Annotated in this window: 18 protein-coding genes; 13 read left to right on the top strand and 5 right to left on the bottom strand. The window is 72.4% G+C overall.

Annotated elements, in window-relative coordinates:
• Window positions 1-488: 488 nt before the first annotated feature.
• The 4 genes from ybaK to AADR41_RS36900 form a co-directional block, all read right to left on the bottom strand.
• Window positions 489-992 carry a Cys-tRNA(Pro) deacylase gene (ybaK, locus tag AADR41_RS36915; RefSeq protein WP_342286429.1) on the bottom strand — a complete coding sequence of 168 codons (504 nt, stop codon included), beginning with the start codon at window positions 990-992 and terminating at the stop codon, window positions 489-491.
• A gap of 32 nt (window positions 993-1,024) precedes the next feature.
• A complete protein-coding gene (locus AADR41_RS36910) occupies window positions 1,025-1,768 on the bottom strand; it encodes an LON peptidase substrate-binding domain-containing protein (protein WP_342286427.1) in 744 nt (247 codons plus the stop codon).
• A 5-nt stretch (window positions 1,769-1,773) separates the two neighbouring features.
• Window positions 1,774-2,811 (bottom strand): hypothetical protein, encoded by a 1,038-nt coding sequence (locus tag AADR41_RS36905; protein ID WP_446751174.1) that lies wholly within the window; start codon window positions 2,809-2,811, stop codon window positions 1,774-1,776.
• A 269-nt stretch (window positions 2,812-3,080) separates the two neighbouring features.
• Window positions 3,081-4,682: an oxidoreductase gene (locus tag AADR41_RS36900; RefSeq protein ID WP_342286424.1), complete on the bottom strand. Its 1,602-nt coding sequence runs from the start codon at window positions 4,680-4,682 to the stop codon at window positions 3,081-3,083.
• A 138-nt stretch (window positions 4,683-4,820) separates the two neighbouring features.
• Here AADR41_RS36900 and hisD point away from each other — a divergent pair, with 138 nt between their 5' ends.
• The 10 genes from hisD to AADR41_RS36850 all read left to right on the top strand — a co-directional run bounded on the left by hisD (window position 4,821) and on the right by AADR41_RS36850 (window position 12,577).
• Complete coding sequence (gene hisD, locus AADR41_RS36895; protein WP_342286422.1) at window positions 4,821-6,143, top strand: histidinol dehydrogenase; 1,323 nt, start codon at window positions 4,821-4,823, stop codon at window positions 6,141-6,143.
• Complete coding sequence (locus tag AADR41_RS36890) at window positions 6,140-7,273, top strand: histidinol-phosphate transaminase (protein ID WP_342286419.1); 1,134 nt, start codon at window positions 6,140-6,142, stop codon at window positions 7,271-7,273. Before hisD ends, AADR41_RS36890 begins: the two co-directional genes overlap by 4 nt.
• Window positions 7,270-7,866, top strand: coding sequence for an imidazoleglycerol-phosphate dehydratase HisB (gene hisB, locus AADR41_RS36885; protein ID WP_342286417.1), 597 nt, complete (start codon window positions 7,270-7,272; stop codon window positions 7,864-7,866). Before AADR41_RS36890 ends, hisB begins: the two co-directional genes overlap by 4 nt.
• A complete protein-coding gene (locus tag AADR41_RS36880) occupies window positions 7,863-8,030 on the top strand; it encodes a hypothetical protein (RefSeq protein ID WP_342286415.1) in 168 nt (55 codons plus the stop codon). Before hisB ends, AADR41_RS36880 begins: the two co-directional genes overlap by 4 nt.
• Before the next feature lie 11 nt (window positions 8,031-8,041).
• Entirely contained in the window at window positions 8,042-8,683 is a 642-nt protein-coding gene (hisH, locus tag AADR41_RS36875) for an imidazole glycerol phosphate synthase subunit HisH (RefSeq protein WP_342286413.1), read from the top strand.
• The gene (gene priA, locus AADR41_RS36870) at window positions 8,683-9,408 is read left to right on the top strand and encodes a bifunctional 1-(5-phosphoribosyl)-5-((5-phosphoribosylamino)methylideneamino)imidazole-4-carboxamide isomerase/phosphoribosylanthranilate isomerase PriA (RefSeq protein ID WP_342286411.1); all 726 of its coding nucleotides are present in this window, start codon (window positions 8,683-8,685) and stop codon (window positions 9,406-9,408) included. The genes hisH and priA overlap by 1 nt, the downstream gene beginning before the upstream one ends.
• Window positions 9,405-9,803: a RidA family protein gene (locus AADR41_RS36865; RefSeq protein ID WP_342286409.1), complete on the top strand. Its 399-nt coding sequence runs from the start codon at window positions 9,405-9,407 to the stop codon at window positions 9,801-9,803. Before priA ends, AADR41_RS36865 begins: the two co-directional genes overlap by 4 nt.
• Window positions 9,800-10,555 (top strand): imidazole glycerol phosphate synthase subunit HisF, encoded by a 756-nt coding sequence (hisF, locus tag AADR41_RS36860; RefSeq protein WP_342286407.1) that lies wholly within the window; start codon window positions 9,800-9,802, stop codon window positions 10,553-10,555. The genes AADR41_RS36865 and hisF overlap by 4 nt, the downstream gene beginning before the upstream one ends.
• A 158-nt stretch (window positions 10,556-10,713) precedes the next feature.
• On the top strand, window positions 10,714-11,301 hold the full coding sequence (locus tag AADR41_RS36855; RefSeq protein ID WP_342286405.1) for a winged helix-turn-helix domain-containing protein: 588 nt from the start codon (window positions 10,714-10,716) through the stop codon (window positions 11,299-11,301).
• A 25-nt stretch (window positions 11,302-11,326) separates the two neighbouring features.
• On the top strand, window positions 11,327-12,577 hold the full coding sequence (locus AADR41_RS36850; RefSeq protein ID WP_342286403.1) for an MFS transporter: 1,251 nt from the start codon (window positions 11,327-11,329) through the stop codon (window positions 12,575-12,577).
• 27 nt (window positions 12,578-12,604) lie between these two features.
• Here the strand turns inward: AADR41_RS36850 and AADR41_RS36845 are convergent, their stop codons facing one another.
• Window positions 12,605-13,237 (bottom strand): TIGR03085 family metal-binding protein, encoded by a 633-nt coding sequence (locus AADR41_RS36845; protein WP_342286401.1) that lies wholly within the window; start codon window positions 13,235-13,237, stop codon window positions 12,605-12,607.
• An 84-nt stretch (window positions 13,238-13,321) separates the two neighbouring features.
• Here AADR41_RS36845 and hisI point away from each other — a divergent pair, with 84 nt between their 5' ends.
• The 3 genes from hisI to AADR41_RS36830 form a co-directional block, all read left to right on the top strand.
• A complete protein-coding gene (gene hisI, locus AADR41_RS36840; protein ID WP_342286399.1) occupies window positions 13,322-13,705 on the top strand; it encodes a phosphoribosyl-AMP cyclohydrolase in 384 nt (127 codons plus the stop codon).
• 13 nt (window positions 13,706-13,718) lie between these two features.
• Entirely contained in the window at window positions 13,719-15,212 is a 1,494-nt protein-coding gene (locus AADR41_RS36835) for an anthranilate synthase component I (RefSeq protein ID WP_446751173.1), read from the top strand.
• Between the two features lie 14 nt (window positions 15,213-15,226).
• A partial coding sequence (locus AADR41_RS36830) for a TIGR02234 family membrane protein (protein WP_342286396.1) occupies window positions 15,227-15,798 on the top strand: 572 nt, incomplete at its 3' end.

Raw genomic sequence — 15,798 nt, 5'->3', positions numbered from 1 at the left:
GTCCTCAATCGCCGGACGGGCTCAGGGGTGGGGCGGGTGGTGGTGTTCCGGGCTCTGGTCCTCAATCGTCGGACGGGCTCAGGGGCGGAACGGTGGTTGTGTCCCGGGCTCTGGTCCTCAACCGTCGGACGGGTTCAGGGGTGGGGCGGGTGGTTCTGTTCCGGGCTCTGGTCCTCAACCGTCGGACGGGCTCAGGGGGTGGAACGGGTGGTTGTGTCCCGGGCGGGCTCAGGGACAGAACGGGCAGCGCTGTCCCGAACGGGGGCAGAAGTGGAGCGGGCGGCTCTGGCCCGGACGGGCTCAGGGATGGGGCGGGTGGTTCTGTTCCGGACCCCGGTCCTCAGTCGCCGGACGGGCTCAGAGGCAGAACGGGTGGCTGTGCCCCGGACCCCGGTCCTCAACCGTCGGACGGGCTCAGGGGTGTGGAAACGGGCGGTTCTGTCCCGGGTGGACTCAGAGACGGAACGGGCAGCTCCGCCCGGACGGGGTCAGGCGCGGCCGATGTCTGCGAATACCGCATCCGTCAGTGCGGCCAGGTCCGTGGCGGAGAGTTCGACCTCCAGGCCTCGGCGGCCGGCCGAGACGCAGATCGTGTCGTGGGAGCGCGCCGACGCGTCCAGTACCGTGCGCAGCCGCTTGCGCTGCCCCAGTGGGGAGATGCCGCCCCGCACATAGCCGGTGGTGCGTTCCGCGGCCGTCGGGTCGGCCATGGTGGCCCGTTTGCCGTTCACCGCGGCGGCCAGGGCCTTCAGGTCCAGCGAGCCGGCCACCGGGACCACCGCCACGGTCAGCGTGCCGTCGACGTCCGCCACCAGGGTCTTGAAGACCCGGTCGGGGGAGACGCCCAGGGCCTCGGCCGCCTCCTCGCCAAAGGAGGCGGAGGCCGGGTCGTGGTCGTAGGCGTGGACGGTGAAGGGCGTGCCGGCCGCGGTCAGGGCGACCGTGGCCGGGGTGCCGCCGGACTGTTGCTGCTTCTTGGGCTTCTTCGCCACGGGGACGGGTCCTCGGTCGATCGGTGGACGGATCAGTTGGGGTGGGTCGGGGCGCGGGTCAGATCCACCGCGGGCAGCGACGGCAGATGGCGGATGACCGCGGTCTCGGCGCGCAGCAGTGTCAGTTCCTCGCGCAGCCGGGTCGCGGTGTCGGGCGCCTGGAGCAGCCGTTGCCTGGTCGGGACGTCCAGTACGGCCGCCGCCGCGACCAGGTACGAGACGACGGAGGGGTCGTCGGGCAGGTCCGCGCCGGTGGTCAGGGACCGTTCGCTCGCCCCGGCCAGCCGCTTCTGGTAGCTGCGGAAGGCCCGCAGTACGCCCTCGGCCAGCGCCCCCGCCTCCTCGCCGGGCTCCTCGTCCAGCTCTTCGAGCTCGGCCGTGAGGAACGGGCCGCTCGCCTCCACGGAGAGCAGCTTGACCCGGGTGGTGCCGGTCGCCAGGACCTCGAAGCTGCCGTCCTGCCGCTCCCGGATCTTCGCCGCGTCCGCGATGCAGCCGACCCGGTGGAAGGTCTGCACCGGGTCGGGGCCGAAGCCGTCCGCGGGTCCGCGCTCGGCGGGGACGCTCACCGCGTCGGGCATTCCGGCGCCCGTCGGGGCGGTCTCGTGGCCGTCGCGGATCGCGACCACGGCGAACCGGCGGGGTTCGTCCTCGTCGGTCTTCAGGAGCTCGCGCATCATGGCGCGATAACGCTCCTCGAAGACGTTCAGCGGCAGCACGAGGCCGGGGAACAGCACCGCGTTCAGCGGGAACAGAGGCAGGCGAGCGGTGGTCACAACGGTCAAGCGTAATGGCCGCCGGGCCCGCCCCGGTCGGCCCGTCCCGCGAACGGTGCCGCACAGGCCACCCGGACTCGCGTGTCGTCCCGCGCTTCCAGGAACCGGCCGAGCGGATCCTCGGAGACCGACGACCAGGGGAACGACGCCGCATGCGGTCCGATCCGACGGAACTGTTCCAGGGCCTCGACCCAGCGCCCCCGGCCGACCAGCACGAACGCCAGCAGATTGCGGACCTCGGCGGACCACGGGTCTCCCGGCTCGAACGAGGCGGACAGCGCGATGGCCAGATCCACCGCCGCGTCGACCCGCTCCTCCTGCACCGAGGTGGTCCGGGCGCCCGGACCCTCGATCAGGAGGGCGAAGGCCGCCCGCAGCGGCAGCGCCTGCACCAGTGAGCCGGGCAGCGAGTCCTCGGCGGCCCGCTCCGCGAAGTCGAAGCACTCGCGGTGCGAGCCGTACCAGGCGGCGGAGAGGTACCGCAGCGCCGCGACATGGCAGCCGTAGTGGTGCGAGGAGCGCTGGACGGCCTGCTCCCACAGCGCCTCGAACACGGTGTGCGTGGCGTGGGTGCCGCGGGCGTGGTCGAGCGCGAGGCGCCAGGGCACCGGGTCGCGCGGATCGCTCTCGGCAGCCGCCGAGATCAGCGGCCCCACCTCGCGCAGCTGCTCGGCGCGGGCCGGCGACTCCCAGGCCCGGCGGACCGCCAGCTGGGCCTTGACGAGCAGCGCGTCCGGGTCGTGCGGGGCTGCGGCGAGCCAGTCGGTCAGCCAGCCGTCGCGGCTGCGGGCGAAGGTGACGAGCCGGCCGAGATACCGGTCGCGGTTCTCCCACTCGGCGCCGTCCCGGGTGGTGGCCATGAGTTTGGCGGCCGGTCCGTACTCCCCGAGTGCGGCGGCGACGAGTGCCGGGGAGAGCCGTTCGTCGGGGGCGTCGAGCAGCACCTCGTCGTCGGCGGGCAGTCCGGCGGTCCCCTGCGAGGGGCGCCGGACCGCGCGCGCGGCGCGGAGCAGAGCACGAAGGATTGGCATGGTGCAGACCATTGAAAAGCCCTGGTCGGAGCGGCGCCAGAGGCTCGCTGTGAAGCTTTGGTGCCGAGTGAATGGGTTGTATCGGACCGGGTCAAGAAAAAGTAAAGGAAAGTGCGGAATCTGGCTTGTTCCTGCGGTTCCGGCCGATGGTGTACGGCACTTCAGACGCGGCTCGGGCGGTCGTTCGACCACGGTGTACGGGTGTCGTACCGGGCCGTTCGGCGGAACGGGCCACGAGCCGCCGGACGGCCCGCTGCCCGATCCGCCGTGGCCGGATCCGGTCAGCCCCGGCGGAGCAGCCGTGAGGCGCCCGCCGCCACGGTCGTGGCCAGTATCCAGCCCAGCAGGACGAGCACGGCCGCCGCCCACTGCCAGCCGTCCTCCATCCGCCAGTAGCCGTCCTGGCCCAGATTGATCACCGGGATCAGCAGATCCAGCGCGTACAGCGCCGGGTTCCACTGCGGGTGCTCGTCCTGCTTGATCGCCGCCGGGACGTGCTGGGCGAAGGCCACCGCCCCCGCCGCCCACAGCAGGGCCATCCAGACCGCGGCCCGCCCCGGCCGGTAGCCGTACGCCACCGTCCAGTCCTGGATGAAGCCCCACAGCTTCCCGGCCGGCGGCAGTGTCTCGCGCCGCCGCCGCTGCTTGGCCAGCAGCACCTCCCGGGCGTCCGCGTCCTCCCCGCAGTTGCGCAGCACCGTCGCGAGGCGCTCGTACGGCTCCGGCACGTACTCCGGGGTCGCCGCCGCCACCCACTCCAGGCGCCGGGAGAGCGGGAAGTGTCCGTACGGGACGAGGTTCTCGTAGACGAATCCGCCCATCGCCAGGCCGCCGGGCCCCGGCCAGCTCGTCGACACGTCGATCAGCGTGACGACCTTCGCGCCGTTCAGCACGACCCGGCCCTCCTCCAGCTGTTCCGCGTTGAACCGCAGCTCCGGGGTGACGATCCGGCGCAGCGAGAGCTCCTCGTGCCGGGCCATCACGAACCGCGCCTTGTGCAGATCGACCGCGTCGCCGAACCGCCCGTCGTCCAGCCGCACCCCGCCGCGGCAGTCGAGGACCTGCGAACGGGTGCCGCTCGCCGGGGTCGACGCCATGACGATGCCGTACGGGGGAGTGGCGCCCTGGATCCCGGTCTCCACGCTCACCCACGCCTCACTCATGTACAGCGTCCGCTCCACGCTCAGCTGGGGGGCGTTCAGTGCGCGCCGCCCCTCCCTGCCGCGCAGCCGGCTGCCGCGCAGGCTCAGCGAACCGCCGACCTTCGCCCCGCGCAGACTCAGCTCGCCGCGCGCCTCGATCAGCTCCGCCTGAAGGTCCTGGGCGACCGCCAGCCCATCCCCGGCCAGCGCCCGGCCGCCCCGGTCGGGGCCGATCTCGATCTGGTTGATCAGCAGATCGGTGCCGATCTGGGCGTCGGTGAGCCGGATCCCGCGCGGGATCCGGCAGCGTGGCAGATGCAGATCGCCCTCGGTGCGCAGCCGGGCCGCCTCCAGTCGCGGCATCGCGCAGCCGACGATCCGCAACGTCGTGAAATGGCACTCCGGCAGCACCACCTCGTTCTCGAAGCGGCAGCCGGTCATCTCGACGTACGGCGAGACGCGCCCGCCCGCGAGGTCGAGCGTCCCGGTGATCCGCACACCCCGGAGCTTCAGCGCCGCCACCCGGCCGGGGCGCGGCGGCGGCCCCGAGAGCAGCAGCCGGGCGACGACACGCCCGTCCACACTGCGCTCCGGCCCCCAGACCAGAGGTGCGAACGGATCGTCGCGCGCGGGATCGCGGGCGCGCAGATCGTAGGTGCTGCCGTTCCGGAAGGCCTGCCACATGCCCAGCTCGGCCGCGCTCAGACCGTCCGGAAAATCGCCGTCGTGCGGTTCGGTCACGGGTGCCCCTTCCGCTCGGAGCTGTTCTTCCCTCTGGGTGACGACGTGAACGCTATTGGTCAGCAGTGACGTCCGGGACATGTATCAGCCAGTGATACGGGCGACCGGACGCCGGAGCCGGTCTGCGAGAATTGCGGTGTGATCTCTCGAATCGATCTGCGCGGCGATGCCCTCCCCGAGGGCGGAGCCCTGCGCGACCTGCTGCCCCGTGCCGAGTTCGACGTGGAAGCCGCCCTGGAGACGGTGCGGCCCATCTGCGAGGACGTACGCCATCGTGGCTCCGCGGCAGTGATCGAGTGGGGAGAGAAATTCGACGGCGTACGGCTCGAATCGATCCGGGTTCCTGCCCGGGCGATCGCCGAGGCCGTCGAGCGGCTCGACCCGGCCGTGCGGGCCGCCCTGGAGGAGTCGATCCGCCGCGCCCGCCTCGTCCACCGCGAGCAGCGCCGCACCACGCACACCACGCAGGTCGTCCCCGGCGGCACCGTCACCGAGAAGTGGGTGCCGGTCGCTCGCGTCGGGCTGTACGTGCCGGGCGGGCGCTCCGTCTACCCCTCGTCCGTGGTCATGAACGTCGTACCGGCGCAGGAGGCGGGCGTCGAGGGCATCGCCGTCGCCTCCCCGCCGCAGAAGGACTTCGGCGGCCTGCCGCACCCCACGATCCTCGCCGCCTGCGCCCTGCTCGGCGTCGACGAGGTGTACGCGGCCGGTGGCGCACAGGCCGTCGCGATGTTCGCCTACGGAACGGCCGAATGTCCTCCGGTCGACCTCGTCACCGGCCCCGGCAACATCTACGTCGCCGCCGCCAAGCGCCTCCTCAAGGGCCGCATCGGCATCGACGCGGAGGCGGGCCCCACCGAGATCGCGATCCTCGCCGACTCCACCGCCGACCCGGTGCACGTCGCCGCCGACCTGATCAGCCAGGCCGAGCACGACCCGATGGCCGCCGCCGTCCTGGTCACCGACTCCGAGGAGCTGGCCGCGGCCACCGAGGCCGAGCTGAAGCCGCAGATCGCCGCGACCAAGCACGTCACCGACCGGATCGAGCCCGCGCTGGCCGGCCGCCAGTCCGCGATCGTCCTGGTCAACGACCTGGCGGACGGCCTCAAGGTGGTCGACGCGTACGCCGCCGAGCACCTGGAGATCCAGACCGCCGACGCCGCGGCCGTCGCCGACCGGGTCCGCAACGCCGGCGCGATCTTCGTCGGCCCCTGGGCCCCGGTCTCGCTCGGCGACTACTGCGCCGGCTCCAACCACGTCCTGCCCACCGGCGGCTGCGCCTGCCACTCCTCGGGCCTCTCCGTGCAGTCCTTCCTGCGCGGCATCCACATCGTCGACTACACGCGCGACGCCCTGGCCGAGGTCACCCACCACGTGGTGACCCTCGCCGAGGCGGAGGACCTCCCTGCCCACGGCGCCGCGCTCAAGGCCAGGTTCGGCGGAGAGGTCCCGCAGCAGTGACGAACAGCGACACCCCTCGAAAGACCACCCGCATCGACGACCTCCCGGTCCGCGACGAGCTGCGCGGCAAGTCCCCGTACGGGGCGCCGCAGCTCGACGTGCCGGTGCGGCTGAACACCAACGAGAACCCCTACCCGCTGCCCGAGGTGCTCGTCGACCGGATCGCCGAGCGGGTCCGCGAGGCCGCCCGCGACCTCAACCGCTACCCCGACCGGGACGCCGTCGAGCTCCGTACCGAGCTGGCCCGCTACCTCACCCGCACCGCAGGGCACGAGGTCTCCCTCGCCAACGTCTGGGCGGCCAACGGTTCCAACGAGGTGCTCCAGCAGCTGCTGCAGACCTTCGGCGGCCCCGGCCGCACCGCGATCGGCTTCGAGCCCTCGTACTCCATGCACGCCCTCATCGCCCGTGGCACCGGCACCGGCTGGATCTCCGGACCGCGCAACGAGGACTTCACCATCGACGTCGCGGCCGCCAGAAAGGCCATCGCCGAGCACCGGCCCGACGTCGTCTTCATCACCTCGCCCAACAACCCCACCGGCACCGCCGTCGACGCACAGACCGTGCTCGCGCTGTACGACGCCGCGCAGGCGGCCGGGCCGTCGATGGTCGTGGTCGACGAGGCGTACGGCGAATTCAGCCACCACGCCTCGCTGCTCCCGCTGATCGAGGGCCGGCCGAACATGGTGCTCTCGCGCACCATGTCGAAGGCGTTCGGCGCCGCCGGACTGCGGCTGGGCTACCTCGCCGCCGACCCGGCGGTCGTGGACGCGGTCCAGCTGGTGCGGCTGCCGTACCACCTGTCGTCCGTCACCCAGGCCACCGCGCTCGCCGCCCTGGAGCACACCGATACGCTGCTCGGATACGTCGCGCAGCTCAAGGACGAGCGCGACCGGATCGTCACCGAGCTGCGCGCCCTCGGCTTCGACGTCACCGACTCGGACGCCAACTTCGTCCAGTTCGGCCGTTTCGCCGACAGCCACACCGCCTGGCGGCGGATCCTCGACCGGGGCGTCCTGGTCCGGGACAACGGCGTACCGGGATGGCTGCGGGTCTCCGCGGGCACCCCGGCAGAGAACGACGCGTTCCTCGATGCGGTACGCGAACTGAAGAAGGAGCACGACGCATGAGCCCCCGCGTAGGCCGCGTGGAACGCACCACCAAGGAAACCTCGGTGGTCGTCGAGATAAACCTCGACGGCACCGGGAAGGTCGATGTGTCGACCGGGGTCGGGTTCTACGACCACATGCTCGACCAGCTCGGCAGGCACGGACTCTTCGACCTCACGGTCAAGACCGACGGCGATCTGCACATCGACTCGCACCACACCATCGAGGACACCGCCCTCGCCCTCGGCGCCGCGTTCAAGCAGGCGCTCGGCGACAAGGTCGGCATCTACCGCTTCGGCAACTGCACCGTCCCGCTGGACGAGTCGCTCGCCCAGGTCACCGTCGACCTGTCCGGCCGCCCCTACCTGGTGCACACCGAGCCGGAGAACATGGCGCCGATGATCGGCGCGTACGACACGACGATGACCCGGCACATCCTGGAGTCCTTCGTCGCGCAGGCGCAGATCGCCCTGCACGTCCACGTGCCGTACGGGCGCAACGCCCACCACATCGTGGAGTGCCAGTTCAAGGCGCTCGCCCGCGCCCTGCGCTACGCCAGCGAACACGACCCGCGCGCCGCCGGGATACTCCCCTCCACGAAGGGCGCGCTGTGACCGGCCTCAACACCATCCTGATCGTCGTCGGCCTCTTCCTGGCCGGCGGCGTCTACTCCTTCGCGAAGCAGGGCATGCCCAAGGGAGTTCTCGTCCTGCTCTCGCTCGCCTCCGTGATGTGCCTGGTGGCAGGCATTCTGCGGATCCAGGGACTCTGGGACTGAGGGAACGAGCTGTGAGCGACAACAAGAAGGTCGTCGTCTTCGACTACGGCTTCGGCAACGTCCGCTCCGCCGAGCGGGCGCTCGCCCATGTCGGCGCGGACGTCGAGATCACCCGCGACTTCGACAAGGCGATGAACGCCGACGGGCTGCTGGTGCCCGGCGTCGGCGCGTTCTCCGCCTGCATGGACGGGCTGAAGAAGGCCCGCGGCGAATGGATCATCGGCCGCAGGCTCTCCGGCGGCCGCCCCGTCATGGGCATCTGCGTCGGGATGCAGATCCTCTTCGAGCGGGGCATCGAGCACGGCGTGGAGACGGAGGGCCTGGACGAATGGCCCGGCACCGTCGCCCCGCTGAAGGCCCCCGTCGTCCCGCACATGGGCTGGAACACCGTGCGGGCCCCCGAGGACTCCCAGCTCTTCGCCGGTCTCGACCCCGAGGCACGGTTCTACTTCGTGCACTCCTACGCGGTGCACGACTGGAGCCTGGAAGTCACCAACCCCAAGATCCGCGCCCCCCGGGTCACCTGGGCCACGCACGGCGAGCCGTTCGTCGCCGCCGTGGAGAACGGCGCCCTGTGGGCCACCCAGTTCCACCCCGAGAAGTCCGGCGATGCCGGCGCCCAGCTGCTGACCAACTGGATCGAGACGCTGTAATGCCGAAGCTTGAACTGCTCCCCGCCGTCGATGTCCGCGACGGCCAGGCCGTCCGCCTCGTCCACGGCGAGTCCGGCTCCGAGACCTCCTACGGTTCGCCGCTGGAGGCCGCCCTCGCCTGGCAGAGCGCCGGCGCCGAGTGGCTGCACCTGGTCGACCTGGACGCCGCCTTCGGCACCGGTGACAACCGGGCGCTGATCGCCGAGGTGGCCGGCGCCATGGACATCAAGGTCGAGCTGTCCGGCGGCATCCGCGACGACGCCTCGCTCGCCGCCGCCCTCGCCACCGGCTGCCGCCGGGTCAACCTGGGCACCGCCGCCCTGGAGACCCCGGAGTGGGTCGCCAAGGTCATCGCCGAGCACGGCGACCAGATCGCCGTCGGCCTCGACGTCCGGGGCACGACGCTGCGCGGCCGCGGCTGGACCCGCGACGGCGGCGACCTCTACGAGACGCTCGCCCGGCTCGACTCCGAGGGCTGTGCCCGCTACGTCGTCACCGACATCGCCAAGGACGGCACGCTCCAGGGCCCCAACCTGGAGCTCCTGAAGAACGTCTGCGCCGCCACCGACAAGCCCGTCGTCGCCTCCGGCGGCGTCTCCTCGCTGGACGACCTGCGGGCCATCGCCTCGCTCGTACCGGACGGCGTCGAGGGCGCGATCGTCGGCAAGGCGCTGTACGCGAAGGCGTTCACCCTCGAAGAGGCGCTGCGGGTGGTCTCCGGATGAGCGACTCCGTCAACCGTGTCTCCTCCGGCGGCCCGTGGGAGGAGAAGTTCGGCTACTCCCGCGCGGTGCAGCTGCCGAACGGCCTCGTCCTGGTGGCCGGCTGCACCGCGGTGGAGAACGGGCAGATCTCCGCGGGCGGCCCGTACGAGCAGGCCGTCACCTCCTTCAGGATCGCCTTCGACGCGCTGAAGCAGTTCGGCCTGGGCCGTGACGACGTCGTCCGCACCCGGATGTACATCACGCACGCCCGGGACGTGGACGAGGTCGGCCGCGCCCACAAGGAGCTCTTCGACGACGTCCGCCCCGCCGCGTCGATGATCATCGTGTCCGGTTTCGTGGACCCGAGCCTGGTCGTCGAGGTCGAGGTCGAGGCGTACCGGGCAGGTGCGCGGTGAGCCTCGCGGTACGCGTCATCCCCTGCCTGGACGTCGACAACGGCCGGGTCGTCAAGGGCGTCAACTTCCAGAACCTGCGCGACGCGGGCGACCCCGTCGAGATGGCGAAGCTGTACGACGCCGAGGGCGCCGACGAGCTGACCTTCCTGGACATCACCGCGTCCAGCGGCGACCGGGAGACCACCTACGACGTGGTGCGCCGCACCGCCGAGCAGGTCTTCATCCCGCTCACGGTCGGCGGTGGCGTCCGCACCGCCGACGACGTCGACAAGCTGCTGCGGGCCGGCGCGGACAAGGTCGGCGTGAACACCGCCGCCATCGCCCGCCCCGACCTCATCCGGGAGATCGCCGAGCGTTTCGGCCGCCAGGTCCTGGTGCTCTCGGTGGACGCCCGGCGCACCCCCGCCGGCACCTTCGAGGTCACCACGCACGGCGGCCGCAGGGGCACCGGCATCGACGCCGTCGAATGGGCGCACCGGGCCGCCGAGCTGGGCGCGGGCGAGATCCTGCTCAACTCGATGGACGCGGACGGTACCAAGGACGGCTACGACACCGAGATGATCACGGCGGTACGTAAGCATGTGACCGTCCCCGTCATCGCCTCCGGCGGCGCCGGCCGGCTCGCCGACTTCGCGCCCGCCGTCGAGGCCGGCGCCGACGCGGTGCTCGCCGCGTCCGTCTTCCACTTCGGCGACCTGCGGATCTCCGAGGTCAAGGGCGCGCTCAGGGAGGCCGGCCACCCGGTCCGCTGAGCAGCCGCACGTACGAGCCCGACGCCGGGCGGAGCCGGGGAACCGGCCCCGCCCGGCGTCGGGCTTTTCCGCGGCTCCGCTCCACCGCACGCGGATTCCGCAGCTTTTATTGCGCAAGAATGATTGCGCAACTTTCCTTTTCCATCTACGGTCGAGGTATGGCAAGCAAGGAATCACGCCGGGTCTCGGACCTGGAGACCCTGAAGGCGTTCGGGCACCCCCTGCGGATGCGGCTCTACCGGGCGCTCTACATCGCCCGCACGGCCACCGCGTCCCAATTGGCCGACCAGGTCGACGAGGCGGTCTCGCTGGTCAGCTACCACCTGCGCAAGCTCGCCGACCACGGCCTGATCGAGGAGGCCGAGCAGCAGGGCACGGACGCCCGCGAACGCTGGTGGCAGCCCGCCTCGAAGGGGCTGAACTTCCATGAGGAGGACTTCACCGACGCCCCCGAGAAGGCCGCCACGCACGCCGCCGTCGGCAGGCTCTCCTTCGACCAGCACATCGAGCTGTACCGCCGCTACCTCGACTCGGCCCCGACCTGGCCGCTTCAGTGGCGCAGCGCCGCGTCCAGCTCCGAGTACCTGGCCCGGCTCACCGCCGAGGAGCTCGCCGCGCTCAGCCGCGAGATGCACGAGGTGGTCGACCGGTACGAGGAACTCGGCCGCGCCCGCGAGGAGGCCGGGGACACCGAAGGCCGGGAGAACGTCGCCGTACACCTGTACACCTTCCCGTTCCGCCCCTGACCCGCCGCCCCGGGAGGCCGACCCCATGACCGTCACCGACACGGGAACACCCATGCAGGCCGCCGTGCGCCCCGCGCACCGCGACGCCAACGTCCTGCGCTGGCTCGGCGCCTACACCGCGTCGATGATCGGCGACAGCGTCTACTACATGGCGCTCGCCTGGGCCGCAGCCCGCACCGGCGGCGACACCCAGACCGGGGTCGTCCTCGCCGTCGGCTCCATACCCCGGGCCGTGCTGATGCTCGGCGGGGGAGTGCTCGCCGACCGGATCGGCCCGCGCCGCGTCGTCATCGGCAGCGACACCGCCCGCTGCCTGGTCGTCCTCGGCCTGGCCGCCGCGCTGCTGTTCACCTCGCCCGCCCTGTGGATGCTGATCGCCGTCGCGCTCGTCTTCGGCGTGGTCGACGCCCTCTTCCTGCCCGCCGTCGGCACCCTGCCGCCCCGGGTCACCACCCCCGGACAGCTGGCCCGGGTCCAGGGAATGCGCGGGCTCGCCACCCGCCTCGCCAATGTCGTCGGCGCCCCGCTCGGCGGCGTCGCGGTGGCCCTCGGCGGGCCGACCCTCGCGTTCGCCGCCGCCGGGCTGCTCTTCGCCGTGTCGCTGCCGCTGCTGCTGTCCCTGCGGATCCGCCCGCTGCCCGACCGGAAGGGCGCCGAACCCTCCGGCACCGCCTGGCACGACCTGGCCGACGGTCTGCGCCACATCCGCCGCCACCCGCTGCTCGGACCGCTGATGATCGTCGTCGCCGTCAGCGAACTGGGCTTCGTCGGGCCGCTCAACCTCGGCCTGATCCTGCTCGCCGAGGAGCGCCACTGGGGTGCGTCCGGCATGGGCTGGATCATCGCCGCCTTCGGCATCGGCGCCGGCGCGACGGCACTGCTGCTCGCCGTGCGCGGCCGGGTGCCGCGCGCCGGACTGGTGATGTGCCTGGCCGTGCTGGTCGGCGCGGTCGCCATCGGCGCCCTGGCCCAGCTGCCCTCGGTGGCCCTCGCAGCCGCCGCGGCGGCCTGCGTCGGGCTCTTCGCGGGCCTCGGCGGCTCCCTGTGCGGGGCCCTGATCCAGACCGTCACCGAACCCGCCTACCTCGGCCGGGTCACCTCGGTCTCGACGCTCTTCACCCATGCGATCGCCCCGCTCAGCTACCCGGTCACGGGTGCCGCCGTCGCGATCTGGGGGACCGGCCCGGTCTTCGCCACCAGCGCCTCGCTGTGCGCCGCCGGAGCGCTGACGGGCCTGGCCTTCACCCGGCTGCGCCGCGCGGAACTCCCGCGCTGACCCCGCCCCCGTACGCCCCGGGCGGGCCTACATCCCCAGCTCCGCCGTGTGCAGCCGGTCCACCGCCTCCTTGTCGCCCTCGATGCCCACCGCGGCAGCGTCCTGCCGCCCGAACGCGAAGAGCAGCAGCTCGCCCGGCTCGCCGGTCACCGTCACCACCGGGGTGCCCTTGTGCGCCACCGCCGTCTGGCCGTCCGGGCGGCGCAGCACCAGCCCCACCGGGGACCTGCGGCCCAGGAGCCGGGCCGTCCGCTCGGCGCGCGCCCACAGCACATCGGCGAACACCGGGTCCAGCTCCCGCCGCGACCAGTCCGGCTGGGCCCGGCGGACGTCCTCCGTATGGATGTAGAACTCGACGGTGTTGGCGGCCTCGTCGATCTGCTTCAGGCCGAACGGGGACATCCTCGGCGGTCCGGTACGGATCAGCTGGATCAGCTCCTCGTACGGTTTCGCCGCGTACTCCGCCTGCACCCGGTCGAGACGGTTCTTCAGAACACCCAGCACCACCCCGCCCGCCGCGTCCGGCCGGCGCTCCCGGACCACCACATGGGCGGCCAGGTCCCGGGCCGTCCAGCCCTGGCACAGGGTCGGGGCCTCCGGTCCCGCCGCTTCCAACAGATCGGCGAGCAGGAGTCGTTCACGCTTCGCATGGGTCGACATGGTCGCCAGCGTACGACCGCCGCACGCGGTCCGCCCAGTGGACGCCGCACGGAACCGCCCCCGCGGCCACGGCACAATGGGCGCATGACCAGCGCGCCCACGCCCAGCACCCCGCCGCCGTCCGGCAATCTCGACCCGGCCATCGCGGCCCGCCTCAAGCGCGGTGCCGACGGACTCGTCCCGGCCATCGCCCAGCAGTACGACACCGGCGAGGTGCTGATGCTCGGCTGGATGGACGACGAGGCCCTGCACCGCACCCTCACCACCGGCCGCTGCACCTACTGGTCCCGCAGCCGCCAGGAGTACTGGGTCAAGGGCGACACCTCGGGCCACGTCCAGCAGGTCAAGTCCGTCGCGCTCGACTGTGACGCCGACACCGTCCTCGTCCGGGTCGACCAGACGGGTGCCGCCTGCCACACCGGCGACCGCACCTGCTTCGACGCCGACGTCCTCCCGCTCGCGCAGTAAAGGGCCAGCCGCCATGGATCTCGACACCTTCCGCAAGCTTGCCGTCGACCGGCGCGTCATCCCCGTCAGCCGCAGGCTCCTCGCGGACGGCGACACCCCGGTCGGGCTCTACCGCAAACTCGCGGGCGAACGCACCGGCACCTTCCTCCTGGAGTCCGCGGAGAACGGCCGCACCTGGTCGCGCTACTCCTTCATCGGGGTACGCAGCGCCGCCACCCTCACCGCACGCGACGGACAGGCCCACTGGCTGGGCGTCCCGCCCGTCGGCGTCCCCGTCGACGGGGACCCGCTTCAGGCCCTGCGCGCCACCATCGAGACCCTGCACACCCCGCACGACCTGGTCGTCGACGACGCACTGCCCCCGTTCACCGGCGGCATGGTCGGCTACCTCGGCTACGACATCGTGCGCCGCCTGGAGAAGATCGGCGACCGCACCGAGGACGACCTGCACCTCCCCGAGCTGACGATGCTGCTCACCTCCGACCTGGCGGTGCTCGACCACTGGGACGGCAGCGTCCTGCTGATCGCCAACGCGATCAACCACAACGACCTGACGACCGGCGTCGACGAGGCGTACGCGGACGCCGTCGCGCGCCTGGACGCCATGGAACGGGACCTCTCCCGCCCCGTCGAGAACGCCCCCGCCGCCCTCCCGCCCTCCGAGCTGCCCCCGTACACCGCGCTGTGGGGCGGCGAGGCCTACCAGGACGCCGTGGAGGACGTGAAGGAGCGGATCAGGGCCGGCGAGGCCTTCCAGGTCGTCCCCTCCCAGCGCTTCGAAACCCCGTGCACGGCAAGCGCGTTGGACGTCTACCGGGTGCTGCGCGCCACCAACCCGTCGCCGTACATGTACCTCTTCCGGTTCGACGGCTTCGACGTCGCCGGCTCCAGCCCGGAGGCCCTGGTCAAGGTCGAGGACGGGCGCGCCATGGTCCACCCGATCGCCGGCACCCGGCACCGCGGCGCCACCCCGCAGGAGGACCAGGCGCTCGCCGACGAACTCCTCGCCGACCCGAAGGAACGCGCCGAGCACCTCATGCTGGTCGACCTCGGCCGCAACGACCTGGGACGGGTCTGCGCACCCGGCACCGTCGAGGTCGTCGACTTCATGTCGATCGAGCGGTACTCGCACGTGATGCACATCGTCTCCACCGTCACCGGCCGCGTCGCCGAGGGCCGCACCGCCTTCGACGTACTCACCGCCTGCTTCCCCGCCGGCACCCTCTCCGGCGCCCCCAAGCCCCGCGCGATGCAGATCATCGAGGAGCTCGAACCCACCCGCCGCGGTCTGTACGGAGGCTGCGTCGGCTACCTCGACTTCGCCGGGGACTCCGACACCGCCATCGCCATCCGCACCGCCCTGCTGCGGGACGGCACCGCGTACGTCCAGGCCGGGGCCGGCGTGGTCGCCGACTCCGACCCCGTCGCCGAGGACACCGAGTGCCGCAACAAGGCCGCCGCGGTGCTCCGCGCGGTGCATACCGCCAACCGGCTCCACGGCCTCTGAGGCGGTAGGGGATAGTGGAGTACGTGAGTGCTGTCCCCGTACCCCAGCCCCGTGCCCGAGTCGCCACCGCGTCCGACGCCTCGGGAAGCCGCCGCAGCCTGGCCGCCGGTCTGCTCCTCGGGGCGGCGGGTGCCACCGTCGTCCTGCTCGCCTCCGGCCAGACCTGGGCCGAGGGCCGGGCGTCCGTCGGCGGCGGCTCGCTGCCCCTGACCGCCGACGGCCAGGACGTCACCGGCCTCCCGGCGGCCCTCGCCATAGTCGGCCTGGCCGCCCTCGTCGCCGTCTTCGCGGTCCGCGGCGCCGGCCGGCTGCTGGTCGCCGGGCTCCTCGCCCTCAGCGGCCTCGGCGCCGGACTGAGCGCCTGCCTCGGTGCCGCCGACGGCGCGGCGCTCGACGAGAAGGCGGCACGGACGACCGGCGACTCCTCGGCGACCATCGGCGCGCTCACCCACACCGCATGGCCCTACGTCACCGCGGCCGGCGGCCTGCTGATCCTGCTCGCCGGGCTGCTCGCCCTGCGCTACGGCAAGCTCTGGCCCACCATGTCGGGACGGTACGAACGGGACGGCACCCCCCGCCCCCGCAA

Origin of the sequence: Streptomyces sp. CLV115 (genome assembly GCF_038448545.1) — a bacterium.
Lineage (GTDB): Bacteria > Actinomycetota > Actinomycetes > Streptomycetales > Streptomycetaceae > Streptomyces > Streptomyces sanglieri.
The sequence above is the reverse complement of the archived record's forward strand: the minus strand, read 5'-3'. Positions and strand labels throughout refer to the sequence as shown.